The organism is Paraburkholderia sp. Cy-641, assembly GCF_011752945.1.
Taxonomy (GTDB): domain Bacteria; phylum Pseudomonadota; class Gammaproteobacteria; order Burkholderiales; family Burkholderiaceae; genus Paraburkholderia.
Genome location: NZ_VWWM01000031.1, coordinates 78289 through 102390 on the forward strand (window position 1 = coordinate 78289; position 24102 = coordinate 102390).

The 24102-nt window shown below is 64.5% G+C and carries 23 protein-coding genes; 4 read left to right on the forward strand and 19 right to left on the reverse strand.

From position 1 onward, the window contains the following. Positions 1 to 27: 27 nt before the first annotated feature. From F3J20_RS18685 to leuC, 11 genes are all read right to left on the reverse strand, one after another. Positions 28 to 873: a uracil-DNA glycosylase gene (locus tag F3J20_RS18685; protein WP_167284165.1), complete on the reverse strand. Its 846-nt coding sequence runs from the start codon at positions 871 to 873 to the stop codon at positions 28 to 30. A gap of 176 nt (positions 874 to 1049) precedes the next feature. After that, positions 1050 to 1676 (reverse strand): CYTH domain-containing protein, encoded by a 627-nt coding sequence (locus tag F3J20_RS18690; protein WP_167284166.1) that lies wholly within the window; start codon positions 1674 to 1676, stop codon positions 1050 to 1052. 79 nt (positions 1677 to 1755) lie between these two features. Then, positions 1756 to 2541 carry an indole-3-glycerol phosphate synthase TrpC gene (trpC, locus tag F3J20_RS18695; RefSeq protein WP_167045784.1) on the reverse strand — a complete coding sequence of 262 codons (786 nt, stop codon included), beginning with the start codon at positions 2539 to 2541 and terminating at the stop codon, positions 1756 to 1758. A gap of 18 nt (positions 2542 to 2559) precedes the next feature. Next, the gene (trpD, locus tag F3J20_RS18700; protein ID WP_167045788.1) at positions 2560 to 3591 is read right to left on the reverse strand and encodes an anthranilate phosphoribosyltransferase; all 1032 of its coding nucleotides are present in this window, start codon (positions 3589 to 3591) and stop codon (positions 2560 to 2562) included. 19 nt (positions 3592 to 3610) lie between these two features. Continuing rightward, positions 3611 to 4228: an aminodeoxychorismate/anthranilate synthase component II gene (locus F3J20_RS18705; RefSeq protein ID WP_167284167.1), complete on the reverse strand. Its 618-nt coding sequence runs from the start codon at positions 4226 to 4228 to the stop codon at positions 3611 to 3613. Between the two features lie 359 nt (positions 4229 to 4587). Further along, positions 4588 to 5676 carry a porin gene (locus F3J20_RS18710; protein ID WP_167045794.1) on the reverse strand — a complete coding sequence of 363 codons (1089 nt, stop codon included), beginning with the start codon at positions 5674 to 5676 and terminating at the stop codon, positions 4588 to 4590. Positions 5677 to 5899: 223 nt separating this feature from the next. Then, positions 5900 to 7207: an MFS transporter gene (locus F3J20_RS18715; protein ID WP_167284168.1), complete on the reverse strand. Its 1308-nt coding sequence runs from the start codon at positions 7205 to 7207 to the stop codon at positions 5900 to 5902. A gap of 93 nt (positions 7208 to 7300) precedes the next feature. Next, the gene (locus F3J20_RS18720; protein WP_167045800.1) at positions 7301 to 8182 is read right to left on the reverse strand and encodes an alpha/beta hydrolase; all 882 of its coding nucleotides are present in this window, start codon (positions 8180 to 8182) and stop codon (positions 7301 to 7303) included. A 110-nt stretch (positions 8183 to 8292) separates the two neighbouring features. Continuing rightward, complete coding sequence (locus tag F3J20_RS18725) at positions 8293 to 9312, reverse strand: 4-hydroxythreonine-4-phosphate dehydrogenase PdxA (protein ID WP_167045802.1); 1020 nt, start codon at positions 9310 to 9312, stop codon at positions 8293 to 8295. A 67-nt stretch (positions 9313 to 9379) separates the two neighbouring features. Beyond that, positions 9380 to 10015, reverse strand: a complete 636-nt coding sequence (gene leuD / locus F3J20_RS18730) for a 3-isopropylmalate dehydratase small subunit (RefSeq protein WP_167284169.1) — start codon at positions 10013 to 10015, stop codon at positions 9380 to 9382. Then, positions 10008 to 11432 (reverse strand): 3-isopropylmalate dehydratase large subunit, encoded by a 1425-nt coding sequence (leuC, locus tag F3J20_RS18735; RefSeq protein WP_167284170.1) that lies wholly within the window; start codon positions 11430 to 11432, stop codon positions 10008 to 10010. Before leuC ends, leuD begins: the two co-directional genes overlap by 8 nt. A 156-nt stretch (positions 11433 to 11588) precedes the next feature. Here leuC and F3J20_RS18740 point away from each other — a divergent pair, with 156 nt between their 5' ends. Next, the gene (locus F3J20_RS18740) at positions 11589 to 12518 is read left to right on the forward strand and encodes a LysR family transcriptional regulator (protein ID WP_167045810.1); all 930 of its coding nucleotides are present in this window, start codon (positions 11589 to 11591) and stop codon (positions 12516 to 12518) included. A gap of 267 nt (positions 12519 to 12785) precedes the next feature. On the opposite strand, the gene trpE is transcribed toward F3J20_RS18740, so the two are convergent. The 3 genes from trpE to rpe form a co-directional block, all read right to left on the reverse strand. Next, complete coding sequence (gene trpE, locus F3J20_RS18745) at positions 12786 to 14279, reverse strand: anthranilate synthase component I (protein ID WP_167284171.1); 1494 nt, start codon at positions 14277 to 14279, stop codon at positions 12786 to 12788. A 375-nt stretch (positions 14280 to 14654) separates the two neighbouring features. Then, positions 14655 to 15371, reverse strand: a complete 717-nt coding sequence (locus tag F3J20_RS18750; protein ID WP_167045817.1) for a phosphoglycolate phosphatase — start codon at positions 15369 to 15371, stop codon at positions 14655 to 14657. A gap of 38 nt (positions 15372 to 15409) precedes the next feature. Beyond that, the gene (rpe, locus tag F3J20_RS18755; RefSeq protein WP_240159128.1) at positions 15410 to 16126 is read right to left on the reverse strand and encodes a ribulose-phosphate 3-epimerase; all 717 of its coding nucleotides are present in this window, start codon (positions 16124 to 16126) and stop codon (positions 15410 to 15412) included. Positions 16127 to 16570: 444 nt separating this feature from the next. Here rpe and apaG point away from each other — a divergent pair, with 444 nt between their 5' ends. After that, positions 16571 to 16945 (forward strand): Co2+/Mg2+ efflux protein ApaG, encoded by a 375-nt coding sequence (apaG, locus tag F3J20_RS18760; RefSeq protein WP_167045820.1) that lies wholly within the window; start codon positions 16571 to 16573, stop codon positions 16943 to 16945. Positions 16946 to 17113: 168 nt separating this feature from the next. Here the strand turns inward: apaG and F3J20_RS18765 are convergent, their stop codons facing one another. After that, positions 17114 to 17275 carry a hypothetical protein gene (locus tag F3J20_RS18765; RefSeq protein WP_167045823.1) on the reverse strand — a complete coding sequence of 54 codons (162 nt, stop codon included), beginning with the start codon at positions 17273 to 17275 and terminating at the stop codon, positions 17114 to 17116. Positions 17276 to 17303: 28 nt separating this feature from the next. Here F3J20_RS18765 and F3J20_RS18770 point away from each other — a divergent pair, with 28 nt between their 5' ends. Beyond that, positions 17304 to 18422, forward strand: a complete 1119-nt coding sequence (locus F3J20_RS18770; protein WP_167045826.1) for an MltA domain-containing protein — start codon at positions 17304 to 17306, stop codon at positions 18420 to 18422. Positions 18423 to 18455: 33 nt separating this feature from the next. Here F3J20_RS18770 and paaK read toward each other — a convergent pair whose 3' ends face one another. The 4 genes from paaK to paaN all read right to left on the reverse strand — a co-directional run bounded on the left by paaK (position 18456) and on the right by paaN (position 23020). Then, positions 18456 to 19760, reverse strand: a complete 1305-nt coding sequence (gene paaK / locus F3J20_RS18775) for a phenylacetate--CoA ligase PaaK (RefSeq protein ID WP_167284172.1) — start codon at positions 19758 to 19760, stop codon at positions 18456 to 18458. 134 nt (positions 19761 to 19894) lie between these two features. Next, positions 19895 to 20359: a hydroxyphenylacetyl-CoA thioesterase PaaI gene (gene paaI, locus F3J20_RS18780; protein ID WP_167045845.1), complete on the reverse strand. Its 465-nt coding sequence runs from the start codon at positions 20357 to 20359 to the stop codon at positions 19895 to 19897. A gap of 1 nt (position 20360) precedes the next feature. After that, positions 20361 to 21152, reverse strand: a complete 792-nt coding sequence (paaG, locus tag F3J20_RS18785; RefSeq protein WP_167284173.1) for a 2-(1,2-epoxy-1,2-dihydrophenyl)acetyl-CoA isomerase PaaG — start codon at positions 21150 to 21152, stop codon at positions 20361 to 20363. Between the two features lie 167 nt (positions 21153 to 21319). Then, complete coding sequence (paaN, locus tag F3J20_RS18790; protein WP_167284174.1) at positions 21320 to 23020, reverse strand: phenylacetic acid degradation protein PaaN; 1701 nt, start codon at positions 23018 to 23020, stop codon at positions 21320 to 21322. A gap of 136 nt (positions 23021 to 23156) precedes the next feature. On the opposite strand from paaN, the gene F3J20_RS18795 reads away from it, so the two are divergent. After that, positions 23157 to 23933 carry an enoyl-CoA hydratase gene (locus F3J20_RS18795; protein WP_167045854.1) on the forward strand — a complete coding sequence of 259 codons (777 nt, stop codon included), beginning with the start codon at positions 23157 to 23159 and terminating at the stop codon, positions 23931 to 23933. Positions 23934 to 24102: the final 169 nt, after the last annotated feature.

Here is a 24102-nt window from a genome sequence, read left to right on the forward strand (position 1 = left end):
TCTGCGCGCCGGTTACCGGGTGTTCAGTCAGGCAAGCATCTGCGCTTCGTCCGGCAGGCGCCAGTCGATCGGTTCGCGGCCGTGCTTCACGAGATACTCGTTCGCCGTCGCGAAGTGCCCGCAGCCGAGAAAGCCGCGATGCGCCGACAGCGGCGACGGATGCGGCGCCTCGAGCACGCAATGCGACTTGCCGCCGAGCAGCGCGCGCTTGGCCTGCGCATGCGCGCCCCACAGCATGAACACGAGACCGTCGTGGCGTGTCGCGAGTTCGTGGATCAGCGTGTCGGTGCATTTCTCCCAGCCGCGTTTCGCATGGCTCGCGGCGCTGTCGCGCTCGACGGTCAGCACGGTGTTCAGCAGCAGCACGCCCTGTTTGGCCCAACTGTCGAGACAGCCGTGCTGCGGCGTTTCATGGCCGAGACTCGCGGCGATTTCCTTGAAGATGTTGCGCAGCGACGGCGGCGGGCGCACGTGCGGCGCGACCGAGAACGCGAGCCCGTGCGCCTGCGGCGTGCCACGGTCTTCGCCGTGATACGGGTCCTGGCCGAGGATCACGACTTTGACTTCATCGGGGCTCGTCAGGCGCAGCGCGCGAAACACGTCGGCCGGGTAGATCGTTTTGCCGGCGGCGCGCTCGCCGTCGACGAAACGGCACAATGGCGCGTAGGCGTTGCTGTCGATGAACGGCTTCAGATGCGCGTGCCACGCGGCGGGCAGGGCCTCGAACTGGGCTTCGAGCGTGGGCGGGGCAGTGGGGTCGGCCGGCTGTTGCGGTGCGGTGGCGGGCATGGCCGGCGTCGGGGGCGCGGCCTCAGCATCGCCGAACAGCGAAGCCTGCGATGGATTGGAGCGGGTACGGGACGCGGATGTCATGGCGGGGAAGTGTCGCAGCAAACGGTGGCTAGCTCAAGGTGCGGCGGAGCGGGGATTGCGTGGCCGGGAATCCGGTTGCCGGGGCTGGCCGTGATTGCCATGAGTGCACGGCGTTCGACCGCGAGCAGCGCCTAAAGCGCCTAAAGCACTGACTCGCGCCGCCGCGTCGGCGTCATTCAGCCGGCCCGCAACTGGTAGCCGCGCTGCGCCTTGCTGATATCGTCCGGCGCGAGGCCGGCAATGTGTTGACCGAGTTCCGCCGCGAGCGTGTGAAGCGCCGCTTCGTCGCCGGATTTCAGTTCGAGTTCGATTTCGGAGATCGGCGCGCGACGCGTCTCACCGCCGACTTCCGCGAGCACGTCGCCCTGATCGATCGCCGCCTCGATCCGCGCGCCGTCCACTTCGAGCAGCCACAGCGTGCGCGTGAAATTGGTGCGGAACAACTCGATCAGCGACGGCGCCGCCTGCTGCAACGCCGCCGCAGCAGCCGGCTCGTCGCAGACGCGCAGCAACGCGTCGATGTCGAGCTTCGCATCGGCCACCGGCAATTCCCATTCGTGCCGGCTATGCAAACCGTTCGTCGCGTGGCCGACCGTCTTGAAGGTTTGCAGCCAGCCGTCCGGCGTCTGCCGCAAACGCAGCGCGCTCTTCGACGACGCCAGCGTCAACTGCGGCGTGTCGAAGTAAAGGTTCACGAGCCTGATCGCCTGACCGTCCTTGCCGGCGCGTGCGACAAACCACTGCGTCGCCGCCTGCACCTGCGCGGGCGGCAGCGCCAGCTTGATTTCGCGTTCCATGCCCATGATGCGTGTCCTTGTGGCGAGCGTTTATGCGCGGCCGATACGTTGATACGTCGACGTCGATACTTCGAGACGGCAACGCTCAGGAAAACATCTGCTCAAGCGCCACGCCAGGCTCGTCCGCGCGCATGAACGCCTCGCCGACGAGGAACGTATGCACGTCCCGCGCGCGCATGCGCTCCACGTCCTCGCGCGACAGGATGCCCGATTCGGTCACGACGATGCGGTCGTCCGGAATCGCGTCGAGCATGCCGAGCGTCGTGTCGAGCGAGGTTTCGAACGTGCGCAGATTGCGGTTGTTGATGCCGATCAGCGGCGTCTTCAGCGTGAGCGCTTCCTTCAGTTCGTGGTTGTCGTGCACTTCGACGAGCACCGCGAGGCCGAGCGAATGCGCGAGCGCTTCGAAGTCCTGCATCTGCGCGGTGTCGAGCGCGGCGGCGATCAGCAGGATCGCGTCGGCGCCCATCGCGCGCGCTTCGACGATCTGGTACGGATCGACGATGAAGTCCTTGCGCAGCACCGGCAGATTGCATGCCGCGCGCGCCTGCTGCAGATACGCGGCGCTGCCCTGGAAGAACTGCACGTCGGTCAGCACCGACAGACACGCCGCGCCGTGCTTCTCGTACGAGCGCGCGATGTCGGCCGGCACGAAGTGCTCGCGCAGCACGCCCTTCGACGGGCTGGCTTTCTTGACCTCGGAGATCACCGCGGCGAGACCCGCCGCGTGCTTGGCACGCAACGCGCCGACGAAGTCGCGGACGTCGCGCGACGAGGCTTCGAGCCGCAGTGCTTCGAGCGGCGCACTTTGTTCGGCCGCCCGAATTTCTTCGCGTTTGACCGCGATGATGCGGTTGAGGATGTCACTCATCAATATTTCCCTACGTGATTACTGCCTGAATTGCTGGGTAAAGCGCACGAGTTCGTCGACCTTCGCGCGCGCCTTGCCGCTCGCGATCGCCTCGCGCGCAAGCTGGATGCCGTCCGCGATCGATGCCGCCACATTCGCTGAATAGAGCGCCGTGCCCGCGTTCAGCGTGACGATTTCGCGCGCGACGCCGGGCTTGTTGTCGAGCGCTTCGAGCAGCATGACTTTCGATTCGCTCGCGTCGGCGACCTTGAGCGTGCGGTTCGACACCATCTGCATGCCGAAGTCTTCCGGATGGATCTCGTATTCGCGGACCTCGCCGTCGCGCAACTCGCCGACCAGCGTGGCCCCGCCGAGCGAGACTTCGTCCATGCCGTCCATACCATACACGACCAGCACATGTTTTGCGCCGAGACGCTCCATCACGCGCACCTGAATGCCGACGAGGTCCGCGTGAAACACGCCCATCAACTGGTTCGGCGCGCCGGCCGGATTGGTGAGCGGGCCGAGAATGTTGAAGATCGTGCGCACGCCGAGTTCGCGGCGCACCGGCGCGACGTTCTTCATGGCCGGATGATGGTTCGGCGCGAACATGAAGCCCATGCCCGTTTCCGTGATCGACGCGGCGACCTGCTCCGGTTGCAGATCGATGTTGACGCCGAGCGCTTCGAGCACGTCGGCGCTGCCCGACTTGCTCGACACGCCGCGATTGCCGTGCTTCGCGATCTTCGCGCCGGCCGCGGCCGAGACGAACATCGTCGCGGTGGAAATGTTGAACGTATGCGCGCCGTCGCCGCCGGTGCCGACGATATCGACGAAGTTCGAGTTGTCCTGCACCTCGACGTGCCGGGCAAATTCACGCATCACCGTGGCGGCCGCGGTGATTTCGCCGATGGTCTCTTTTTTGACGCGCAGGCCGGTGATGATCGCCGCCGACATCACGGGCGAGAGTTCGCCGCGCATGATGAGGCGCATCAGGTGCAGCATTTCGTCGTGAAAAATCTCGCGGTGCTCGATGGTCCGCTGCAAGGCTTCCTGGGGCGTAATAGACATGGTCTCCTCTCTTTGTGTGTCAGGCGTGACCGGACGCGGCGTGACCCGGTGTCTTGCCGGCGGCGGCGAGCTTCGACTGCTTGACGAAGTTTTCGAGCAGCGCGTGGCCGTGTTCGGAGAGGATCGACTCCGGGTGGAACTGCACGCCTTCCACGGCGAGTTCCTTGTGGCGCACGCCCATGATTTCGCCGTCTTCGGTCCATGCCGATACTTCGAGGCAGTCGGGCAGCGATTCACGTTCGATTGCGAGCGAGTGGTAGCGCGTCACCGTGAAGTGCTTCGGCAGGTCTGCGAATACGCCCCTGCAGTCGGTTTCGATCGTGCTGACCTTGCCGTGCATGATGGTCTGCGCGCGCACGACGCGCCCGCCGAACGCCTCGCCGATCGCCTGATGGCCGAGGCACACGCCGAGAATCGGCGTCTTGCCGGCGAATTCGCGCAGTACGTCGAGGGTGATGCCCGCGTGTTGCGGATTGCTCGGTCCCGGCGACAGGCAGATGCGCTCGGGGTTGAGTTTCGCGATGTCGTCGAGCGTGATTTCGTCGTTGCGGTAGGTGCGCACGTCTTCGCCGAGTTCGCCGAAGTACTGCACCAGGTTGTAGGTAAACGAGTCGTAGTTGTCGATCATGAGCAGCATGATTGCTCCTGGATTCCTGAGAGAACCGGGGTTTTCCCCTGTGGATTGGGGGCCTGGATAAATTTGCCGCGCTGTCGCCCCGGTCGCACGGGGTTACGCGGATGCCCGCGGTGGGGCCGCAAAGGAAGGTTGGCTGGCTTAACGCCAACCAAAGAGCAGGAGAACGGAGGGGAATCGAGCGCTGTGTCGCATGAGCAGCATTCTAACAGCAGGAATACGGGCGCTGCGCAATGCCGTCTACGGAAGAAAGAACTGAGGAAAGATCTGTAGGAAGAAGCGACGGGAAAACGGTGTGACCAAGGGCTTGCCACGAATGCCCGAGCCGGGGGCTTGGGCATTCGCTCGTTTCGGTGCCGCTCTCAGAAGTAATGGACGACGCCCATCATCACGCCGGTCTGGTTGTGGCCCGCGACGACGTCGGTGTCGTAGCCGTTCAGGCCGAGGTTCGAGCCATGGCTGTTTTTCACGTAGCCGAGTTCGGAATACAGTGCCGTGCGTTTCGACAACTGATATTTCGCGGTCGCGGCCAGATACAGCGGCCGCTGTCCCGCCGAAGTAATGTCGGTCCAGAAGACGGCGCCGGCAAGCGTGAGCGGGCCGGACACGCGATATTCGAGGCCGGTCCAGAACTCGTTCGCATGACCCTGCGTGCTCGCATCGAGCGGTAAGGTGCTGCTCAACCACCGGTAGCCGACAAAACCCTTGGCCTTGCCGATCCGGTAGGTCGCGGCCGCCGCGAGATGCTGCTCCTTGCCGGATTGTGTGGCGATAGAAGTGCCGTTGCGCAGGTCGTAGACCACCATCGCCGCGAATGGGCCGGCCGCATATTCGACGGCGGCGCCGATTTCCCGCCCGACCTTGAATTCGCCCGGCACCTGGCTGCCGTTCGCAATCGTCGAGTCGTATCCGGTGCTATACAGCGCCTCATAGTGGATCGAGCCGAAACTGCCCTGGTATTTGACCGAGTTGTCGGCTCTGCCCGCGAATTGCGCGTCGGTCTGCTTCAGGCCGTAGACGGTGTAGTTGAGCGGGTCGTAACGTACCGAGAAGTCATACATCGGCACCTTCTGCCGGCCGAAGGTGAGCGCCCCGTAGCGGCTGCTCAGGCCGACGAACGCCTGCCGGCCGAACAGCCGTCCGCCTTGCTGCGACTTGCCCGTGGTAATGTCGATGCCGCCCTCGAGCGTGAAGATCGCCTTCAGACCGCCGCCGAGATCTTCCACGCCCCTGAGTCCGATCCGGCTGCTTTTGACGCCGCCCGACTCCATGTGCAGCAGATTCGACGCTTTGCCCGAGCTATTGGGGACACCGGTGAGAAATTCCACGCCGGCGTCCGCGATGCCATACAGCGTCACGCTCGACTGCGCATGGGCACCCGCGCTCAGCGATGCCAGAAGCGCTCCCAGAAAAAGCGGTTTTATTCCGGTGAAGATCCCTTGATGACGCATTCTTGTTCTCCTTATGGGGTCGATAGCCGGCTCGCCCGAGCTGATGGCGGGACGGATCGATTTTCGGTGGATAGATAGTTGTACCTGGCACTACCGAAACGGCGATACACCGTTTCGGTAGTGCGGTGCGGCGCGTGCCGTTCGCTGCCGGTTCGGGCCCGCGCCGTGTGGAATCAGCGAACCCGGCGGGTGGTGTTCGCGTTGAGGATTCCCGTGCCGCGCGTTAGCGCGACGCGGCGTGCGAAACGTCCGGCCGGGATGTCATGGCCTGAATGTCGGCGTGGTCGGTGGCCGCGGAGGGTTCGTCGTCGAGCTTGATCCAGAACGTGAAAAGCGGACCGAGCAGCAGCACGACGATCGAGGCGGCGAAGGCAACGACCCATCTGCCGTGCGACACGTCGAGCAGCAGGCCGACGACGATGGGCGAGACGGCACCGGCCAACGCCATGCCGGTGAACGTGCATGCGCTCGACGTGGCCGAGTGTTCGCGAGAAACCTCGGTGCCGACCACCCACAGCGGCGAATCGGCGAGTTCCGAGCAGAAGAAGGCGAGCCCGAGGCAGATCGAACTGACGGTGATATCGCGGGTGAGCAGAAGCGGAATCAGGCAAACGATCGACGAGAGAAAGCCGAAAATGATGACTTCGCGGCGTGCGCGCAGCCGGTTGCCGGTGCGCTTGAGGCGCCAGTCGGTCATCATCCCGCCGACCGCCGTGCCGAGCGAGCCGCCGAGCAGCACGAGCGTGGAGAAGATCGCGTTGTGCGAGAGCTTCATGCCGTAGCGTTGCGAGAAGAGCGTCGGAATCCAGTTGAGGAAGAACCACAAGACCCAGCCATGGCAGAAGCACGCGGCAGTCGCGGGCCATACGCGGCGGATCATGTCCGGCCAGTTGATCGGCTTGCGCGCCGGAGCCGCAGTCGCGGCCGCGGTGTCGCCCGGGGTTGCGCCATGCCGCTTCGCCTCGTTGAGCCCGATATACATCACGATCATGTAAACGAGCGTGACCGCGCCGAGAATGATGAACGTGAGCCGCCACGAGAACGTGACGATCAGGCCGGTGACGATCAGCGGAGCAAGCGCGTTCGCGATGCGGCCGGTCGCGTGCATGACGCCTTGCGCGGCGCCGCGGCGCTCTTCCGGAATCACGCGGGCGATCATCCGCGCGGCGGTCGGGTAAATCGGCGCTTCGCCCACGCCGACGAAGAAGCGCGCGGCGACCAGCGCGTACAGACTGCCGACGACCCCGGTGGCGATCGTCGCGATTGCCCACAGCGAGCCGTACAGCAACAGGCCTTTGCGGGAGCCGATACGGTCGCTGTGCCAGCCGCCCGGAATCATGAAGCAGCTGTAGGCGAGGGCGAAGGCGGAGAAGATGAAGCCGAGATGGGTGTTGCTAAAACCGAGTTCCTTGCTCATCACGGGGGCGGCGACCGACATATTGGTGCGGTCGACGTACATGATGAACGCCATGATGCAAAGCAGGACGAACGTGATCCTTGCCCTGCTTCGCGTAGGCTGCGAAGGGGACATGTCTTCCTCCATTCATTGTTTTACGGCGCGATCGCGCCGCGCGCGGCTCTCTGACCAGCGGAGCCCGCGCGCGCGGCGGTCATGGCACGGGATTTACTGGCGGAAGAAGCTGCTCAGCTCTTCGTAGGTCTCGTCGGGGCATTCTTCCTGCAGATAGTGGCCCGACGGCACGGTTGCGGTTCGCACGATGTTCGTCGCGTAGCGGCTCCACACTTCGGCCGCGTTGTGATTGCGTCCGACGCCGCCTTTCGCGCCCCACAGGATCATCGACGGCGTGGTGACACGGCGCCCCGCGTCGAAGTCGGCGGTATCCATGTCGAGGTCGATGCCGAAGGTCGCGCGGTAGTCCTCGCACATCGCGTGGATCACGTCCGGATTCCTGATGCAGCGGATGTAGTCCGCGAGCGCTTCCGGGCCGAAGAAGCTCGTGCCCTGGTCGGTCTTCGACAGCTTGCGGCGGATGAAGAATTCGGGGTCCGCGCCCATCATCTTTTCCGGCGTCGGATAGTCCTGAATCATGAAGAACCAGTGCCACGAGAACTTGCCCCACTGGCGCGTCACGTTGTTGAGCAGATGGTGTTGCGGCAGCATGTCCACGAAGGCCGCCTTGAGCACCGTCGATTCATGGTCGAGACACATGCGGTGCAGCACGCGCGCGCCGCGGTCGTGGCCCGCCGCATAGAACTTGTCGAAGCCGAGCGCCGCCATCACTTCGACCTGGTCCTGCGCCATCGCGCGGAACGAGTAGTCCGAGTGATCGCCGCCGCCGGGCGGCTTCGAGCTGTCGCCGTAGCCGCGCAGGTCGGTGCAGACCACCGTGAACTCTTTCGCGAGGCGCGGCGCGATCTTGTGCCAGGACAGGTGATTGAACGGGTTGCCGTGCATCAGCAGCAGCGGCGGGCCTTCGCCGCCCTTGACCGTCACAATCTCGGCGCCGCTCGTTTTGATCGTCGTTTTGGTGAAATTCTCAAACATGGGCATGACTGACCTCTATGGCAATGCGTAAGCAGGTTATTGCGGGTCCGCCGCGCGCGCCGTCTCCAGGCGGCGCGGCGGGCTTTCGATGCGATCGTGGTGCGTGTGCTTCAGTGCGCGAGCGCCGCGCGTGCGCTCTTGCGGGCGACCGCGGTGCGCGTCGCGACGTCGAATGCGGCGGCGGTCGCGCCGACATCCGCGGTGCCGGTGCCGACGATGTCGTACGCCACGCCATGCGCCGGCGTCGCATAAACGGTCTTCAGGCCGCCCGTCAGCGTGACGCCTTGCGAGAAGCCGAGCAGCTTCGTCGCGATCTGCCCCTGGTCGTGATACATGATCACCACCGCGTCGAAATCGCCGCGGCGCGCCTTGATGAACACGGTGTCGGACGGGAACGGACCTTCGCTCGCGAGACCTTTCGCGCGCAGCGCTTCGAGGGTCGGGCGAATGATCGTGATTTCCTCGTCGCCGAACAGGCCGTTTTCGCCGCCGTGCGGATTGAGCGCCGCGACGCCGATGCGCGGCGCGGTCTTGCCGAACGCGCGCATCGTGTCGTGCGCGAGCGTGAGCGCGCCTTCGATGCGGTCGGGCTTCACCATGTCGACGGCCTTGCGCAGCGCGACGTGCGAGGTTACGCGGAAGGTCGAGAACTGCGGAATGATGTTGACTTCGCCGAAGTAGCCTTCGTGCTTCGTCCAGGCGGCGAACATCTGATGTTCGTCGTGATAGTTCCAGCCGCCGCGATGCAGGGCCGCCTTGTTGAGCGGCGCGAAGCAGATGCCGTCGAGTTCGCCCGCGAGCGCGAGGTCCGTCATGTACTTGAGCGTCTCGCCGGTGAGGCGGCCCGATTCGGCATTCAACTCGCCGCGCGGGTACAGCGCCGGGTCGACGTTGTGCAGATCGATCAGCGGAATCTCCGCCGCGTCGTGCACCGCGTCCTTCACGTTCGCGATCTTCACGTACGGAATGCGCTGGCCGGCGTCTTTCATGCCGAGTTCGAGCACACGCTCGTCGCCGATGATCACGACGTTCGCTTTTTCACGGGTTTCGGGAAGCGACAGCAGTTTGACGACCAGTTCCGGGCCGATCCCGGTGACGTCGCCGAGCATCAGGCCGATCAGCGGTTTCATGTGGGGGTTCTCCATATCGGTTGTAGTTGAGAGAAGTGGGCAATGCAGCAGCGCCGCGCGGGCTCGATCAGGCCGCGCCGGCAGGCAGCGGCAGCACGCGCGCCCAGGGGTTTTCCGCGCGATGCCGCGCTTCGAATGCTTCGATGTGCGGCAGCATCTTCAGCGATGCGCCGAGCACGTCGAGACCTTCAAGGAACATCTGCCGGTGCCGCTCGTCCATCCGGAACGAATACGTGCGGCCCGACGCGGTGCGCACCGTTTGCGCGGCAACGTCGATCGACAGACGGTTCGCCGCCGGGTTCGAAATTTCAGCGCTGATCTCGTCGATCTCTTCCGGCTTCAGGATGATCGCGAGCAGCCGGTTGTTCGCCGCGTTGTAGTAGAAGATTTCGCCGTAGCTCGGCGCGAGCACCGCTTCGATGCCGCTTTGCAGCAGCCCCCATACCGCGTGCTCGCGGCTCGATCCGCAGCCGAAGTTGGCGCCGCCGACCAGCACTTTCGCGCCCGCATAGGCCGGCGTGTTCAGCACGAAGTCGTCGCGCCGGCTGCCGTCCGGCAGGAAGCGCAGGTCGTACAGCAGGCCGGCGGCGAGGCCGGACTTGTCGGTGCCGAGCAGGAACTGCTTCGGCATGATCTGATCGGTGTCGAGATTGGCGATCGGCAGCGGTGCGGCCACGCCGTCCATGCGCGAGAAATCAGGCATCGTGGTGCTCCCATTTGCGGATGTCGGTGATGCGTCCGGTGATCGCGGCGGCGGCGGCCATTGCCGGGCTCATCAGATGCGTGCGGCTGTCGCGTCCCTGACGGCCTTCGAAATTGCGATTGGTGGTCGAGGCGCAGCGCTCGCCGGGGCGCAGCACGTCGTCGTTCATCGCGAGGCACATCGAGCAGCCGGGTTGGCGCCATTCGAAGCCGGCCTTGATGAAGGTATCCGACAGCCCTTCCTGTTCCGCTTGCGCGCGCACGGCGCCGGAGCCCGGCACGATCATCGCGCGCACGGTGGGGGCGACGTGCATGCCGTCGCGCAGCATCGCCGCGACCGCGCGCAGGTCTTCGATGCGGCCGTTGGTGCACGAGCCGATGAACACGCGATCGATCGGCGTGCCCTCGATGCTCGAACCCGGTGCGAGGCCGATGTAGTCCAGTGCGCGCGCGGTCGCCGCGCTCACGACGTGATCGGCGCTGTCTTCGGGCGCGGGAATCAGGCCATCGACGGGGATCGCCTGGTCGGGGCTCGTGCCCCAGGTGACGTAGGGCGCGACGTCGGCGGCGTCGATGGCGAGGTCGGCGTCGAACTGCGCGCCGGGGTCCGTGCGCAGCGTGCGCCATGCCGCGATCGCCGCTTCCATTTGCGCTTCGCCCAGATTGCCGCGATGCGCGCGCAGATACGCGAAGGTCGTGTCGTCCGGCTCGATCAGCACGGCGCGAGCGCCGGCCTCGACGGTCATGTTGCACAGGGTCATGCGCGCTTCGATCGACAGCGCGCGGATCGCCTCGCCGGTGTATTCGACCGCATAGCCGCGCGCTCCTTGCGCGCTGATTTTCGCGATCACGCACAGCACGAGGTCCTTCGCGGTCGTGCCGGCCGGCCGGCTGCCGTTGATCTGGATGCGCATCGTGCTCGCGAGACGGTACGACAGCGTTTGTGTCGCCAGTACATGCTCGATTTCCGACGTGCCGATGCCGAAGCCCAGCGCGCCGAATGCGCCGTAAGTGGTCGTGTGGCTATCGCCGCACAGCACGACCATGCCGGGGCGGATCAGGCCCGATTCGGGCGCGACGACGTGCTCGATGCCTTGCAGCGGATCGTTGACGTCGAACAGCTTGATGCCGTATTTCGTGCAGTTGCGCGTGAAATTCGCGGCCTGGCGCGCGGCGGCGTCGATCGCGATCACGCGTTTGCCGACCGGATCGGGGCGCGTCGGAATCACATGATCGACCACGCCCATCTGCTGCTCCGGCCGCAGGACGCCGATGCCGCGCTCGACGAGGCCGTTGAAAGCCTGCGGGCTGGTGTATTCGTTCATGATGTGCAGGTCCGCATAAAGCAGGACGTGCTGGGCGTCGAGTTTCGCGACCGTGTGCGACTCGACGAGCTTCTGATACAGCGTGCTCGGCACATCTCCTCCGATGGTGTGAGGGCCCGATGACGCGTCCGCGAAGGGCGGCGAAAACGGGCAACGTTTCTATGCGAAACAGTCTACAGAGATGGTTAATGCATATAATGCGTTTTTCTTTAATCTATTTTTAAGTTAAATTTATAGATAGGCCCGCCAGTGGATTCCATTTCGGATCTTGCGTTTTTCGTGCAGCTGGTCAAACACGGCAATCTGTCGGCGCTGGCTCGCGAACTCGGCGTCACGCCGCCCGCGGTTACCGCGCGGCTCGCGCGAATGGAAGCGCGCCTCGGCGTGCGGCTTCTGAATCGCACCACCCGGCGCATCAGCGTGACTCAGGAGGGCGAACTGTATCTGTCGCATGGCGCGCGGCTGCTGGTCGAACTCGAAGAGCTCGACCGGATGGTGTCGAGCGCGCGGGCGATTCCGAAAGGCCTGTTGCGCGTGAACGCGACATTCGGTTTCGGGCGGCGTCATATCGCGCCGGCGGTCTCCGAGTTCGCGCGGCGCTATGCGGAAGTGGAAGTGCAATTGACGCTGACCGATCGCTCGATCCGCCTCGCTGACGAAGCCTATGACGTCGGCATCTGGTTCGGCGAGATTCCCGATTCGCGGCTCGTCGCGCGCAAGATCGCGCCGAACCGGCGTTTGCTGTGCGCGTCGCCGGCCTACATCGAGAGGGCCGGCGTGCCGGATACGCCGCGCGACCTGCAGGCGCACAAGTGCATCGTGCTACGCGAGAACGACGCGGCTTACGGTACGTGGCATCTGAGCCGCGGCCGCAAGCAGGAGACGGTCAAGGTGCGTGGCGCGTTGAGTACCAATGACGGCGAGACCGCGCTCGTCTGGGCGCTGGACGGTCACGGGATATTGATGCGCTCCGAGTGGGACGTGTACCCGCATTTGCGCTCGGGCGCGTTGAGTGTCGTGTTGCCGGAATGGTCGTTGCCGGTCGCGGACGTGTACGCGGTGTATGGCGAACGGCTCAACGTATCGGCGAAGGTGGTGGCGTTTATCGACTTTCTCGCCGAATGGTTCGGCAATGCGCTGGGACGCGCGGACAGCGAATACGGCCAATGGGGGGCATGATCGAGGGCACCGGGAGATGGCGGGTGGCGGTGGTCCGTTGTTGTCGTTGTTGCTGTTGCGCCAGGCTCACGAGCGAGCGCTATGTGCCATAACCCGGGCACGATAAGGGGCGCACGCCATTTCCGAGGGCCGGCCCAATGGAGCGCGACGCGTACGAGTGCGCGCACGATGGCCCGCAAAAGGAGCTTCTGATAGCCCGATCACGCTCATGATCGGCGCCATCGCATTGCGCGCGTTGTCGATCATGAGCCGTATCGCGTGCCTGGCTCAGAGGTCGCTATCGAGGCCGTCCTGCACCTGTTCGGCCGCGCGCATCACCGCGCGCGCCTTGTTCTCGGTCTCCTGCCATTCGGATTCGGGCACCGAATCGGCGACCACGCCCGCGGCCGCCTGCACGTACAGATTGCCGTTCGCGATCACGCCGGTGCGGATCGTGATGGCGAGATCCATCTCGCCCGTGAACGACAGATAGCCGACCGCACCGCCGTACAGGCCGCGCTTGATGGGTTCGAGCTCGTCGATCAGCTCCATCGCGCGGACCTTCGGCGCGCCCGACAGCGTGCCGGCTGGGAACGTGGCGCGCAGCACGTCGAAATTGGTCATGTCGGGCTTGAGCTTGCCTTCGACCGAACTGACGATGTGCTGCACGTGCGAGTACTTTTCGATCACCATCTTGTCGGTCACGACGACCGAGCCGATCTGCGCGATGCGGCCCACGTCGTTGCGCGCGAGGTCGATCAGCATCACGTGTTCGGCGATTTCCTTCGGATCGTTGAGCAGCTCGGTCGCGAGTTGCGCATCGCGCTCGGGCGTGTTGCCGCGCGGCCGCGTGCCGGCGAGCGGGCGGATCGTGACGAGGCGGTCCTCGCCGCGCTTTTCCTGGCGCACGAGAATTTCCGGCGACGCGCCGACCACGTGGAAGTCGCCGAAGTTGTAGTAATACATGTACGGCGACGGATTCAGCGAGCGCAGCGCGCGATACAGCGACAGCGGGTTGTCGCGGTACGGCTTGGTCAGGCGCTGGCCGACCTGCACCTGCATCAGTTCGCCGGCGGCGATGTATTCCTTCGCCTTGCGCACGGCGGCGAGGTAGTCGTCCTTGGCGAATTCGCGATAGATCTCGGTGCGCACGCTCGACGAAATGACGGGCGGCTGCACGCTCGCGCGCAGACGCTGGCGCAACTCGCGCAGACGGTGCTTCGCTTTCGTGTACGCCTCGGCCTGCGTCGGATCGGCGTAGACCACGAGGTAGAGCTTGCCCGCGAGGTTGTCGATCACCGCGACTTCCTCGGTCAGCAGCAACTGGATATCGGGCAGATTGAGGTCGTCTTTCGGTGCGCTGTGCGCGAGCTTTTTCTCGATGTAGCGCACGGCGTCATAGCCGAAATAGCCGGCCAGACCGCCCGTGAAGCGCGGCAGCCCCGGGCGTTGCGCGACCTTGAAGCGCGCCTGGAACTGCTGGATGAAGGCGAGCGGATCGCCGTCGTGCGTCTCGATCACCTTGCCGTCGCGCACCACTTCCGTGACGCCGTTGCGCGTGCGCAGCAACATGCGCGCCGGCAGTCCGATGAACGAATAGCGGCCGAAGCGTTCGCCGCCCACCACCGATTCGAGCAGGAACGAGTTCGCGCCGTTGCGCTCGCTCTGCGCGAGCTTCAGGTAGAGCGAGAGCGGTGTTTCGAGGTCGGCGAGCGCTTCGGCGATCAGCGGAATGCGGTTGAAACCCTCGTTGGCGAGGGACTGGAATTCGAGTTCGGTCATGTTCCGATCCTGTACGGTGATCCGGCGGCAGCGAGTGTCGGGCAAAGCGAGGCCAGGCGCTTCTGGCCGGGACGCGAGTCGACGGTTTCGACCCGATGATACCGACCGGCGCGAGTTTCCCATCGACGCATGCGAACGTTGACCGGTCCGTCGCGGTACTTTGCGGGTACGCGCGGGCCGAATCAGCCGATGCAGCAGCGAAACAGAGCGATGGAAAAAGCGCGTGAGCGCAGCGAAGTAAAAAACGGTTGCCGAAGACGATCTTCAGCGTACCTCAGGCGAGGTTAGCGCGACCAGCGACGCCAGGGCCAGGCTCCCCGGTCGATGCTAATCAGACTCCGTTTTTTATTCAGAAACATGAGGATGAAGGACTGTTCAAGTCGTGGATTGGTGTGCTGCGATTGCCTTGGCGGCGTCGAGCAGCGAGGCAACTATACCATCGGATTTTATCGTTTGTATAGCTTGGCCATGGTTGTAGCCGTAGGGCACGGTGAGCGTGGCCATGCCGGCCGCACGGCCCGCCAGCGCGTCGTTTTCCGAGTCGCCGATCGCGACGGTGGCTTGCGGCTCGACACCGAGTTGCGCGGCGGCGGTGAGCATCGGCAACGGGTCGGGCTTCTTTTTCGCGAGACTGTCGCCGCCGAGCACGACCCTGAAATACGGCGCGAGCCCGTACTGTTGCAGCAGTTCGAGCGCGAAGCGGTGCGGCTTGTTCGTCACGCACGCGAGCTTGAGGCCGGCCTCGCGCATGGCGTGCAGGCCGGCTTCGACGTCGGGATAAAGCCGCGTGTGCAGGCCGTTGATCTTCGCGTATTCGGCCTGATAGATCGCGAGCGCCTCTTCGAAGCGCTCCTGCGCGTGGTCCGCTTCGAAGCGCGGCGCGAGCACGCTGCGGATCAGATGCTCCGAACCCTTGCCGACATAGCCGGCCACTTCCTCGCGCGAGGTTTCCGCTGCGTCGAGTTGGGCGAGCATGCCGTTCAGGCCGGCGGTGAAGTCGTCGGCGGTATCGATCATCGTGCCGTCGAGGTCGATGATCGCGGCTGCGAGGCGCGGGCCGGTGAAAGTCGGGGCGGGGAACGGAGCGGTCATGGGGCGCGGGTCCGGATGTCGGGTGTTAAGGCTGGGCGTTAGTGCTGCACGGCGGCGAGGGCCGCGCGCATCTTGTCGATCACCACCTTGTGATCGGGCTGGCCGAAGATCGCCGAGCCGGCCACGAACGTGTCCGCGCCGGCCGCCGCGATTTCCGCGATGTTGTCGACCTTCACGCCGCCGTCCACTTCGAGATGAATCTCGCGGCCGGTGCGCTCCTCGTATGCGTCGATGCGCCTGCGCGCCTCGCGCAGCTTGTTGAGCGCCTCGGGAATGAACGCCTGGCCGCCGAAGCCCGGGTTCACCGACATGATCAGCACGAGGTCGACCTTGTCCATGACGTGATCGAGATAGCTCAGCGACGTGGCCGGGTTGAACACGAGGCCGGCCTTGCAGCCGTGGTCGCGGATCAGCGAGAGCGTGCGGTCGATGTGGTCCGAGCCTTCCGGGTGGAAGCTGATCAGGTTCGCGCCGGCTTTCGCGAAGTCCGGCACGATGCGGTCGACGGGACGCACCATCAGGTGCACGTCGATCGGCACGTCGACGTGCGGGCGGATCGCTTCGCAGACGAGTGGGCCGATGGTCAGGTTCGGCACGTAGTGGTTGTCCATCACGTCGAAGTGAATCCAGTCGGCGCCGGCCGCGACGACGTTGCGGACTTCTTCGCCGAGGCGGGCGAAATCGGCGGACAGAATGCTGGGGGCGATGCGGAATTGCGTCATGGCAAGGGGCGGATGCAAGCGGGAAAGCGCCATTTTACCGTTTTGCGTGGTGGTGCCGGGGCGTGGGCCTCGGCGGGTCGTGCCGGTTTGTTCGGGGCTTGGCGGAAGAGGTGGACTGTGACCGTGGACCGCGCCGGGAGCGGGAAGAAACGGAGCGGCGAAGCAGCGATGAAGAAGCGATGGGAAAGAGCTGTGCGGCATAAGCGCTTTGAAAGCTATGGCGGAAAAACCTGGCGGCAGGAAACTGGACGTCGGAAAGCGGGCCCCGAAGTGAGGTTCTGAATGAAGTGAGGCTCCGAAGCGTGCCACGCCCCAGCGTCTTGAACACTCCTGGCCAAAGGGTGTACCCGGTTGCGGGCGTGCCGCGCATCAAGCAGAATGCCAATCCATGAGCGCCGCATCGCCGATGCCCCCGCAAACCATTGGCGTTCGGGCCTTCCCGCGTTTTTCACAGCCGTTTATCAGACCGGAATCAGGATGAGCCAGTATGAATTCAGCGTCTCGGCGCAGGTGCAATACCTGCCCGAAGAATCCGACCCGGAGCGCCGCCAGTACGCATTTGCCTACACGCTGACTATCCGTAATACCGGCCAGGTACCCGCGCAACTGATCGCGCGTCATTGGGTGATTACCGACAGCGACAACACCGTGCAGGAAGTCAAAGGCTTGGGCGTGGTCGGCCATCAGCCGTTGCTCAAGCCGGGCGAGCATTTCGAGTACACGAGTTGGGCCGTTATCGCGACGCCGGTCGGCACCATGCGCGGAGATTACTTCTGCGTGGCCGAGGACGGCGAGCGCTTCGATGCGCCCGTGCCGGAGTTCGTGTTGCGCATGCCGCGTACCTTGCATTGAACCGCTGCCAAGGCGCGCTGTCTTTACTGACTTCGTGCGGGCGCGAAGTGGCGTGCGTGGCGGGATGAAGAGTGAAGCGGGTGAGGCGTTGTGACCGGCGGCAGGCGAGTGGCCGATGCGTGCTTCAGCGCGCGGCCGGCTGGATAACCCCACGACGGTTACTGCGCGTCACTGCGGTTTTTGCTGCTTGGGTTGTTCCGCTGACCTGGCGCGCGTCGTTTTCTTTTTGCCGGACGACGTCCATACAACGATAAAGATGAGCAGGAAAAGCGCGACAAGCGATTCCAGCGCGAAGATGAGCATCGGGTATTCGTCGAACAGATCAGACATGGCGGTTTCCATCAAGAACGAACATTGTATGCGTTTTGTCCGCCGCGCCGGCGCCTGGCTCGGTGCGCTTTCAGTCGCGGTATTGCTCGCGTCCTGCGGTGGCGGCGGCGCGATCCGGCCATCGCCGCCGAGCGGTGCGGCGATCATTCCCGGTCAGATTGCTTCGGCGCGATTGACCGCGGTCGCGTGGCAGCAGGTGCCGGGCTGGCAGGATGACTCGCTGATCGGCGCGACCGCCGCGTTGCGGCAAAACTGCGTGCGGCTCGCACGTCAGCCGAGCTGGTCCCGTGCATGCGCGGCCGCCTCGCAGATCGACGACCTCGACGTCACGAGCGCGCGGGCTTTCTTCGAAGCCTATTTCACGCCGTTCCAGCTCGCCAATAACGACGGCACGCTCGACGGTCTCGTCACCGGCTATTACGAGCCCTTGCTGCGCGGTTCGCGCACGCGGCACGGCGTGTATCAGACCGCACTGTACCGCTGGCCCGCCGGCTATCGCGCGGGCGCGCCGTTGCCGGCGCGCGCGCAGCTCGAGCGCTCGGGCGTGCTCAACGGCAATGAGCTTGTCTGGGTCGACGACCCGATCGAAGCATTCTTCCTGCAGGTGCAGGGCTCCGGACGTGTCGTGATGGAAGACGGCAGCGTGATGCGCGTCGGTTTCGGCGGCACTAACAACCAGCCGTACAAGTCGATCGGGCGTTGGCTGCTCGATCATGGCGAGGTCACGCCGGCGCAGGCGACGATGCAGGGCATCAAGGCATGGGCGCGCGCGAACCCGACGCGCGTCGAGGCCTTGCTCGATACGAACCCGCGCTTCGTGTTTTTCCGCGAGATGCCGTCTGCGGAAAGCGCGCCGAGCGGCGGTGCCGATGGTCCGATCGGCGCGCTCGGCGTGCCGTTGACGCCGGAGCGCTCGATCGCGGTGGATCCGAGCGCGATTCCGTTGGGTACGCCCGTGTTTCTGCAAACCACGCGTCCGCTCACGAACTCGCCGATGAACCGCCTCGTGTTCGCACAGGACACGGGCAGCGCGATCAAGGGCGGCGTGCGCGCCGATTACTTCTGGGGGCTCGGCGACGACGCAGGCGATCTGGCCGGCAAGATGAAGCAGGGCGGCCGGATGTGGCTGTTGCTGCCGAATTCGTGAGGTGGCGCGAGCGGTCCTCGCCCCGCGCAGGGATCAAAGCCCCGCTTTGCGTTTATCCACTACGCGCCGTGCCTTGCCGACCGAACGCTCGATCCCGTTCACGGCAAGCACATTCACTACCGCGCTGACGCCGATCAAGGCCTTGATGTCATAAGCGAGCGCGTTTTTCGCTGTGGTTAGCGCGGTGGTGTCTGGCGCGCTTTCCGGGCACGGCTCGACATTCAGCGTCAATACGTCGAGCGGACCTTCCTTCGTGAGCACGATCTGGTAGTGCGGCGCGAGCGCGTGCTGGCGGAGCAGCAGTTCTTCGATTTGCGTCGGGAATACGTTCACGCCGCGCACGATCATCATGTCGTCAGAGCGGCCGGTGATCTTCTCCATGCGCCGCATCGTGCGTGCGCTGCCCGGCAGCAGGCGCGTGAGATCGCGCGTGCGATAGCGGATGATCGGCAGCGCTTCCTTCGTGAGCGAGGTAAACACGAGTTCGCCGAGTTCGCCGTCGGGCAGCACTGCGCCGGTTTCGGGATCGATAATTTCCGGGTAGAAATGATCTTCCCAGATGGTCGGGCCGTCTTTGGTTTCGACGCACTCCGACGCGACGCCCGGGCCCATCACTTCGGACAGCCCGTAAATATCGACCGCGTCGATGCCCATGCGTTTTTCGATGGCCTGGCGCATGTCGTTGGTCCACGGTTCCGCGCCGAAGATGCCGAGGCGCAGCGAGCAGTTGGCCGGATCGATGCCCTGACGTTCGAGTTCGTCCGCAATCGAGAGCATGTAGCTCGGTGTCACCATGATGATGTCGGGCCGGAAGTCCTGGATCAACTGCACCTGTTTCTCGGTTTGACCGCCGCCGAACGGGATCACGGTGAGCCCGGCGCGCTCGGCGCCGTAGTGCGCGCCGAGGCCGCCTGTGAAAAGGCCATAGCCGTAGCTTATGTGTACTTTGTCTCCGCGCTTCGCGCCGGCGGCGCGGATCGATCGTGCGACGAGATTGGCCCATGTATCGATGTCGCGCGCGGTATAGCCCACCACGGTCGGCTTGCCCGTCGTGCCCGACGACGCGTGGATGCGCGAAATCCGCTCCTGCGGCACGGCGAACATCCCGAACGGATAGCTGTCGCGCAGATCCTGCTTCGTCGTGAACGGAAAGCGGGCGAGGTCAGCGAGGGATGTCACTTCGCCCGGATGAACACCGGCTTCGTCGAACTTGCGCCGATAGACCGGCGAGTTCTCGTACGCATGGTTCAGCGACCATTTGAGCCGTTCAAGTTGAAGCGCGACGAGTTCGTCGCGGCTGGCGGTCTCGATCGGATCGATCGGAAGAGCGGTGGTCATCGAATGTCTCCTTGCTGCCTCAATGCCTGAGTCTGATGTGCGGCGCGCTTGCGCGCCAGAAATCCGCGGCGATCTGTTGTCTTTGGGAGGGCGTCGCCTGAGGTACTGCCTGGGCCTGCGGTTCGTGTGCTTGTCTAGTCGCCGGTCGGAATCAGATTGCCTTTGATTTGCGCCGACTTGCCGCGAAACATCGCGACGGTTTCGCCGGCTCGATTCGTCACGCGGATGTCGTAGATACCGGTGCGCCCGCTCAGTGTCTGCTCGACCGCTTCCGCCACTAGCGCGTCGCCGCCGTACACCGGCCGCAGAAACTCGATCGAGCAGCCAGCCGCGACCGTATTGATGTTGTACGTGTTGCAGGCGAACGCGAACGTCGAATCGGCAAGTGTGAAGATCAGGCCGCCATGGCAGATCTGATGGCCGTTCAAGAAATCGTCGCGTATGGCCATGCGCAGCCGCGCATAGCCTGGACGGACTTCGAGAATTTCGAGCCCGAGCGCGCGGCTGCAGGCATCGTTCTCGTACATCGCGGCGGCGGTCGCGCGGGCAAGTTCGTCGGGTGTCATCTGGTCGGGGCGGCGGGTTTGATGAGCGGTCATGTCAGCGCCCCTCGAAGCGCGGCGCGCGCTTTTCGATGAACGCCTGCACACCTTCCGCGTAATCGTGCGAGGCGCCGAGTTCGCGTTGCAGATCGCGTTCGAGGTCGAGCTGCTGGTCGAGCGTTTGCGTCGTGCTTGCTCGCATGGCCTGTTTGATTGCGGCGATTGCGCGCGTCGGTTGCTGAGCGAGCTGCGACGCGAGTTTCGCCGCGGTGCTGGCGAGATCCGCGTCGTCGACCGCTTGCCAGATCAAGCCCCAGCTCTCGGCTTTCTCGGCGCCGAGTTTGTCGCTGGTGAGAGCGAGCCCCAACGCGCGTGCCATGCCGACGCGCTGCGGCAGAAACCATGTACCGCCCGAGTCGGGCACGAGGCCGATCTTCACGAACGCCTGGATGAAGCTCGCGGAGCGCGCCGCGAGCACGAGGTCGCAGGCGAGCGCGAGGTTGGCACCCGCGCCGGCGGCTGTGCCGTTGACCGCCGCGACGACCGGAATCGGCAACGCCTGCAGACGGCGAATCAACGGGTTGAAATGTTCGTCGATCAGGTCGCCCAGGTCGGTCATGGCGCCTGGCGTGAAGTCGAGATCGGCGAGATCCTGGCCGGCGCAGAAGCCGCGGCCCGCCCCGGTCAGCACGAGCGCCCGGGCGCCTGACGTTGCGACCCGATCGAGCGCGTCGCTCAGTTCCCGATGCATCGCGCGCGTAAAGCTGTTGAGCTTGTCCGGGCGGTTCAGCGTAATGGTGGCTACGCGGCTCGATGTGTCGACGTCCAGCCGGATCGCTTCATATGACATTGGGTATCTCCTCGAAATCTCATTGACCGATGGGCACAGCACGCGGTTAGCGAGAGCCGGGCAATGCGGCGGCGCGCAATGTCGGCCTGCTGTCTCATGTTAGTGAGCGCGCGCGACCCGGTCCATTCGGCCAGAAGGCATAGGAATCGTGCGTTGTCCTACGCCATTCAGCCAGCTACCGCCGGCGCCGTTTTCGGTTCAACATGGGCACGGCTTTGAACGACGCGAAAGCGATTGGCGACAAACGCCGCATCGGCCAGCGCGGCATTGGCGGCCGGGTTGGCGCCGGTGCCGTGGAAATCGGAGAAGGCCGCGGATTGATTGACGAACACGCCACCGGTCAGATTGATCGAGAGCGCGACGCCGCCACGAATCGACGCTTCGTGTGCGCGGTCGAGTACGGCTGCGTCCGTGCTGTAGACCGATAGTGTCAGTGCGCCGTGTTCGGCGGCGATGGCACCGGCGAGATCGAGCGACTGCGCGGTCGAATCCGTTGCGATCACGAACGAGATCGGTCCGAACCATTCACGGGTGAACTGCGCGTGGTCGGTCGCGGCGTCGAGTTGCAGCACGAGCGGGGTACGCACGCGAGCGCCCGGGAAGGACGGATGCTCGAGCGTCTGGCTCTCGACGAGAATGCGGCCGAGTTTCGCGGCTTCGTCAATGCGCTGCGCGACGCCATCGTTCTGGATCGATCCGAGCAGTTCGACAGCACGGGCAGGGTCGGCAACGAGCTTTTGCACGGCGCCGGCAAGCGCCTGGGCGACGTCGTCGAAACCGAGCGCGCCGTCGGCCGTGCGGATGCCGTTGCGCGGCACATAGATGTTTTGCGGCGCGGTGCACATCTGGCCCGAGTACAGCGCGAGAGAAAAGGCGATGTTGCGCGCGGCGGCCTTGATGTCGTCGACCGAGTCGATCACGATCTGGTTGACGCCGGCTTTTTCGGTGTAGACCTGAGCCTGATGCGCGTTGCGCTCGAGCCAGGTGCCGTTCTGGGTGCTGCCGGTGAAGTCGATCAGCTTGATTTCCGGACGCAGGGCGAGGTTCTGGACGAGGGAGCCGTCGTTCGGGTCAGTGGCAAGCAGTGTGACAACGTTCGGATCGAAGCCTGCCTCGCGCAAAACCTCACGCGCGATGCGCACGGTCAATGCGAGCGGCAGAATCGCGCCCGGATGCGGCTTGACGATGACGGTGTTGCCGGTGGCCAGATCGGCGAAAAGGCCCGGGTAGCCGTTCCAGGTCGGGAATGTGCAGCACCCCAGCACGAGACCGGTGCCGCGCGGCACGACGGTATAGCGCTTGTGCATGGCGAGCGGCGGGTTCTTGCCTTGCGGTTTTTCCCAGTGCGCGTCGGCGGGAACGCGGCGCAACTGGTCCCATGCGTAAGCCACGGCTTCGAGCGCGCGATCCTGCGCATGCGGGCCGCCGGCCTGAAACGCCATCATGAACGCCTGGCCGGTGGTGTGCATCACGCTATAGCCAATCTCGAAGCTGGCGCGATTCAGGCGCGCGAGGATTTCGAGGCATACGCCGACCCACGCTTGCGGGCCGGCCGTGCGCCAGTCGCGCTGCGCAGCGGCGGCCACTGCGATCAACGCGTCCGGGGTGGCTTTGGGATAACGCATGCCTAGCGGAAAACCAAACGGTGAGACTTCGGCGCCGACCGTTTCTCCGGTCGACGGCTGGTCCAGCGCGAAAGTCGTATTGAGCAGCGCTTTGAACGCGGCTTCGCTGTCCGCGTTCGCTGTTTCCCCGTACACTTTCGGACTGGGAATCTCGACGAACGGGCTCCAGTAGCCACGCGTTTCGAGTGCGGCGAGCGCCTTGTGCAGCGTGTCTTCGTGCTTTGCAAATAGCGGATGTTTCATGGCAGGGAGGGCTTGGCTATACGTTGGGGGAAAACCCGTCGAATAATTGACCGACCGGTTGGTTTGTGAATGGTAGCATTATTAAGAGAGCCGCGCGAAGCGTTTTTCGCGTGCAAATTAACCCTCTGGAGGCGGCATGGCTTACGAAAACATTCTGGTTGAGGCGCGAGGACGGGTCGGGTTGATCACATTGAATCGTCCGAAGGCACTGAACGCGCTAAACGATGCGTTGATGGACGAACTGGGCACCGCGTTGCGCGAGTTCGATGCCGATGAGGCGATCGGCGCGATTGTCGTGACCGGTAGCGAGAAGGCGTTCGCGGCGGGGGCCGACATCGGCATGATGGCGACCTATACCTATATGGACGTCTACAAAGGCGACTACATCACGCGCAACTGGGAAGCGGTGCGTTCGATCCGTAAGCCGATCATTGCTGCGGTGGCGGGCTTCGCGCTAGGCGGCGGCTGCGAGCTCGCGATGATGTGCGACATCATTTTTGCTGCCGACACGGCGAAGTTCGGTCAGCCGGAAATCAAGCTCGGCATCATGCCGGGCGCGGGCGGCACGCAGCGATTGCCGCGCGCGGTGTCGAAAGCAAAGGCGATGGATCTCTGCTTGACGGCCCGTTTTATGGACGCAGCCGAGGCCGAGCGTGCCGGACTGGTTTCGCGCGTGATTCCGGCCGCGTCGCTGCTTGACGAAGCGGTCGCTGCAGCCGCGACTATTGCCGAATTCCCGTTACCGGCAGTGATGATGGTCAAGGAGTCGGTCAACCGCGCCTATGAAACGACGCTCGCGGAGGGCGTGCATTTCGAGCGTCGCCTGTTCCATTCGCTCTTCGCTACCGAAGATCAGAAGGAGGGAATGGCCGCATTCGTGGAGAAGCGCAAACCGGTTTTCAAGCACCGTTAATACGCTTGTCAAAATATTGCTTGCAAGTCCTGATAGCGGCGACTAGAATTCCGCTCTTTCGTGTTCCGCCCAGCGGGGCACGGGGAAGCGGGAGGCCCTGGATGGCAGGGGGTTTTCGCGGCGCAGGCAGGTTAGGCAGTGTGTTAAAACCTGTTGACGGCGTGCCGGA

Excerpts from the sequence above, each read along its gene's own strand:
- F3J20_RS18685 (WP_167284165.1), bottom strand. The coding sequence starts at position 873 with ATGACATCCGCGTCCCGTACCCGCTCCAATCCATCGCAGGCTTCGCTG.
- F3J20_RS18690 (WP_167284166.1), bottom strand. The coding sequence starts at position 1,676 with ATGGGCATGGAACGCGAAATCAAGCTGGCGCTGCCGCCCGCGCAGGTG.
- trpC (WP_167045784.1), bottom strand. The coding sequence starts at position 2,541 with ATGAGTGACATCCTCAACCGCATCATCGCGGTCAAACGCGAAGAAATT.
- trpD (WP_167045788.1), bottom strand. The coding sequence starts at position 3,591 with ATGTCTATTACGCCCCAGGAAGCCTTGCAGCGGACCATCGAGCACCGC.
- F3J20_RS18705 (WP_167284167.1), bottom strand. The coding sequence starts at position 4,228 with ATGCTGCTCATGATCGACAACTACGACTCGTTTACCTACAACCTGGTG.
- F3J20_RS18710 (WP_167045794.1), bottom strand. The coding sequence starts at position 5,676 with ATGCGTCATCAAGGGATCTTCACCGGAATAAAACCGCTTTTTCTGGGA.
- F3J20_RS18715 (WP_167284168.1), bottom strand. The coding sequence starts at position 7,207 with ATGTCCCCTTCGCAGCCTACGCGAAGCAGGGCAAGGATCACGTTCGTC.
- F3J20_RS18720 (WP_167045800.1), bottom strand. The coding sequence starts at position 8,182 with ATGTTTGAGAATTTCACCAAAACGACGATCAAAACGAGCGGCGCCGAG.
- F3J20_RS18725 (WP_167045802.1), bottom strand. The coding sequence starts at position 9,312 with ATGAAACCGCTGATCGGCCTGATGCTCGGCGACGTCACCGGGATCGGC.
- leuD (WP_167284169.1), bottom strand. The coding sequence starts at position 10,015 with ATGCCTGATTTCTCGCGCATGGACGGCGTGGCCGCACCGCTGCCGATC.
- trpE (WP_167284171.1), bottom strand. The coding sequence starts at position 14,279 with ATGACCGAACTCGAATTCCAGTCCCTCGCCAACGAGGGTTTCAACCGC.
- F3J20_RS18750 (WP_167045817.1), bottom strand. The coding sequence starts at position 15,371 with ATGACCGCTCCGTTCCCCGCCCCGACTTTCACCGGCCCGCGCCTCGCA.
- rpe (WP_240159128.1), bottom strand. The coding sequence starts at position 16,126 with ATGGCGCTTTCCCGCTTGCATCCGCCCCTTGCCATGACGCAATTCCGC.
- apaG (WP_167045820.1), top strand. The coding sequence starts at position 16,571 with ATGAGCCAGTATGAATTCAGCGTCTCGGCGCAGGTGCAATACCTGCCC.
- F3J20_RS18765 (WP_167045823.1), bottom strand. The coding sequence starts at position 17,275 with ATGTCTGATCTGTTCGACGAATACCCGATGCTCATCTTCGCGCTGGAA.
- F3J20_RS18770 (WP_167045826.1), top strand. The coding sequence starts at position 17,304 with ATGCGTTTTGTCCGCCGCGCCGGCGCCTGGCTCGGTGCGCTTTCAGTC.
- paaK (WP_167284172.1), bottom strand. The coding sequence starts at position 19,760 with ATGACCACCGCTCTTCCGATCGATCCGATCGAGACCGCCAGCCGCGAC.
- paaI (WP_167045845.1), bottom strand. The coding sequence starts at position 20,359 with ATGACCGCTCATCAAACCCGCCGCCCCGACCAGATGACACCCGACGAA.
- paaG (WP_167284173.1), bottom strand. The coding sequence starts at position 21,152 with ATGTCATATGAAGCGATCCGGCTGGACGTCGACACATCGAGCCGCGTA.
- paaN (WP_167284174.1), bottom strand. The coding sequence starts at position 23,020 with ATGAAACATCCGCTATTTGCAAAGCACGAAGACACGCTGCACAAGGCG.
- F3J20_RS18795 (WP_167045854.1), top strand. The coding sequence starts at position 23,157 with ATGGCTTACGAAAACATTCTGGTTGAGGCGCGAGGACGGGTCGGGTTG.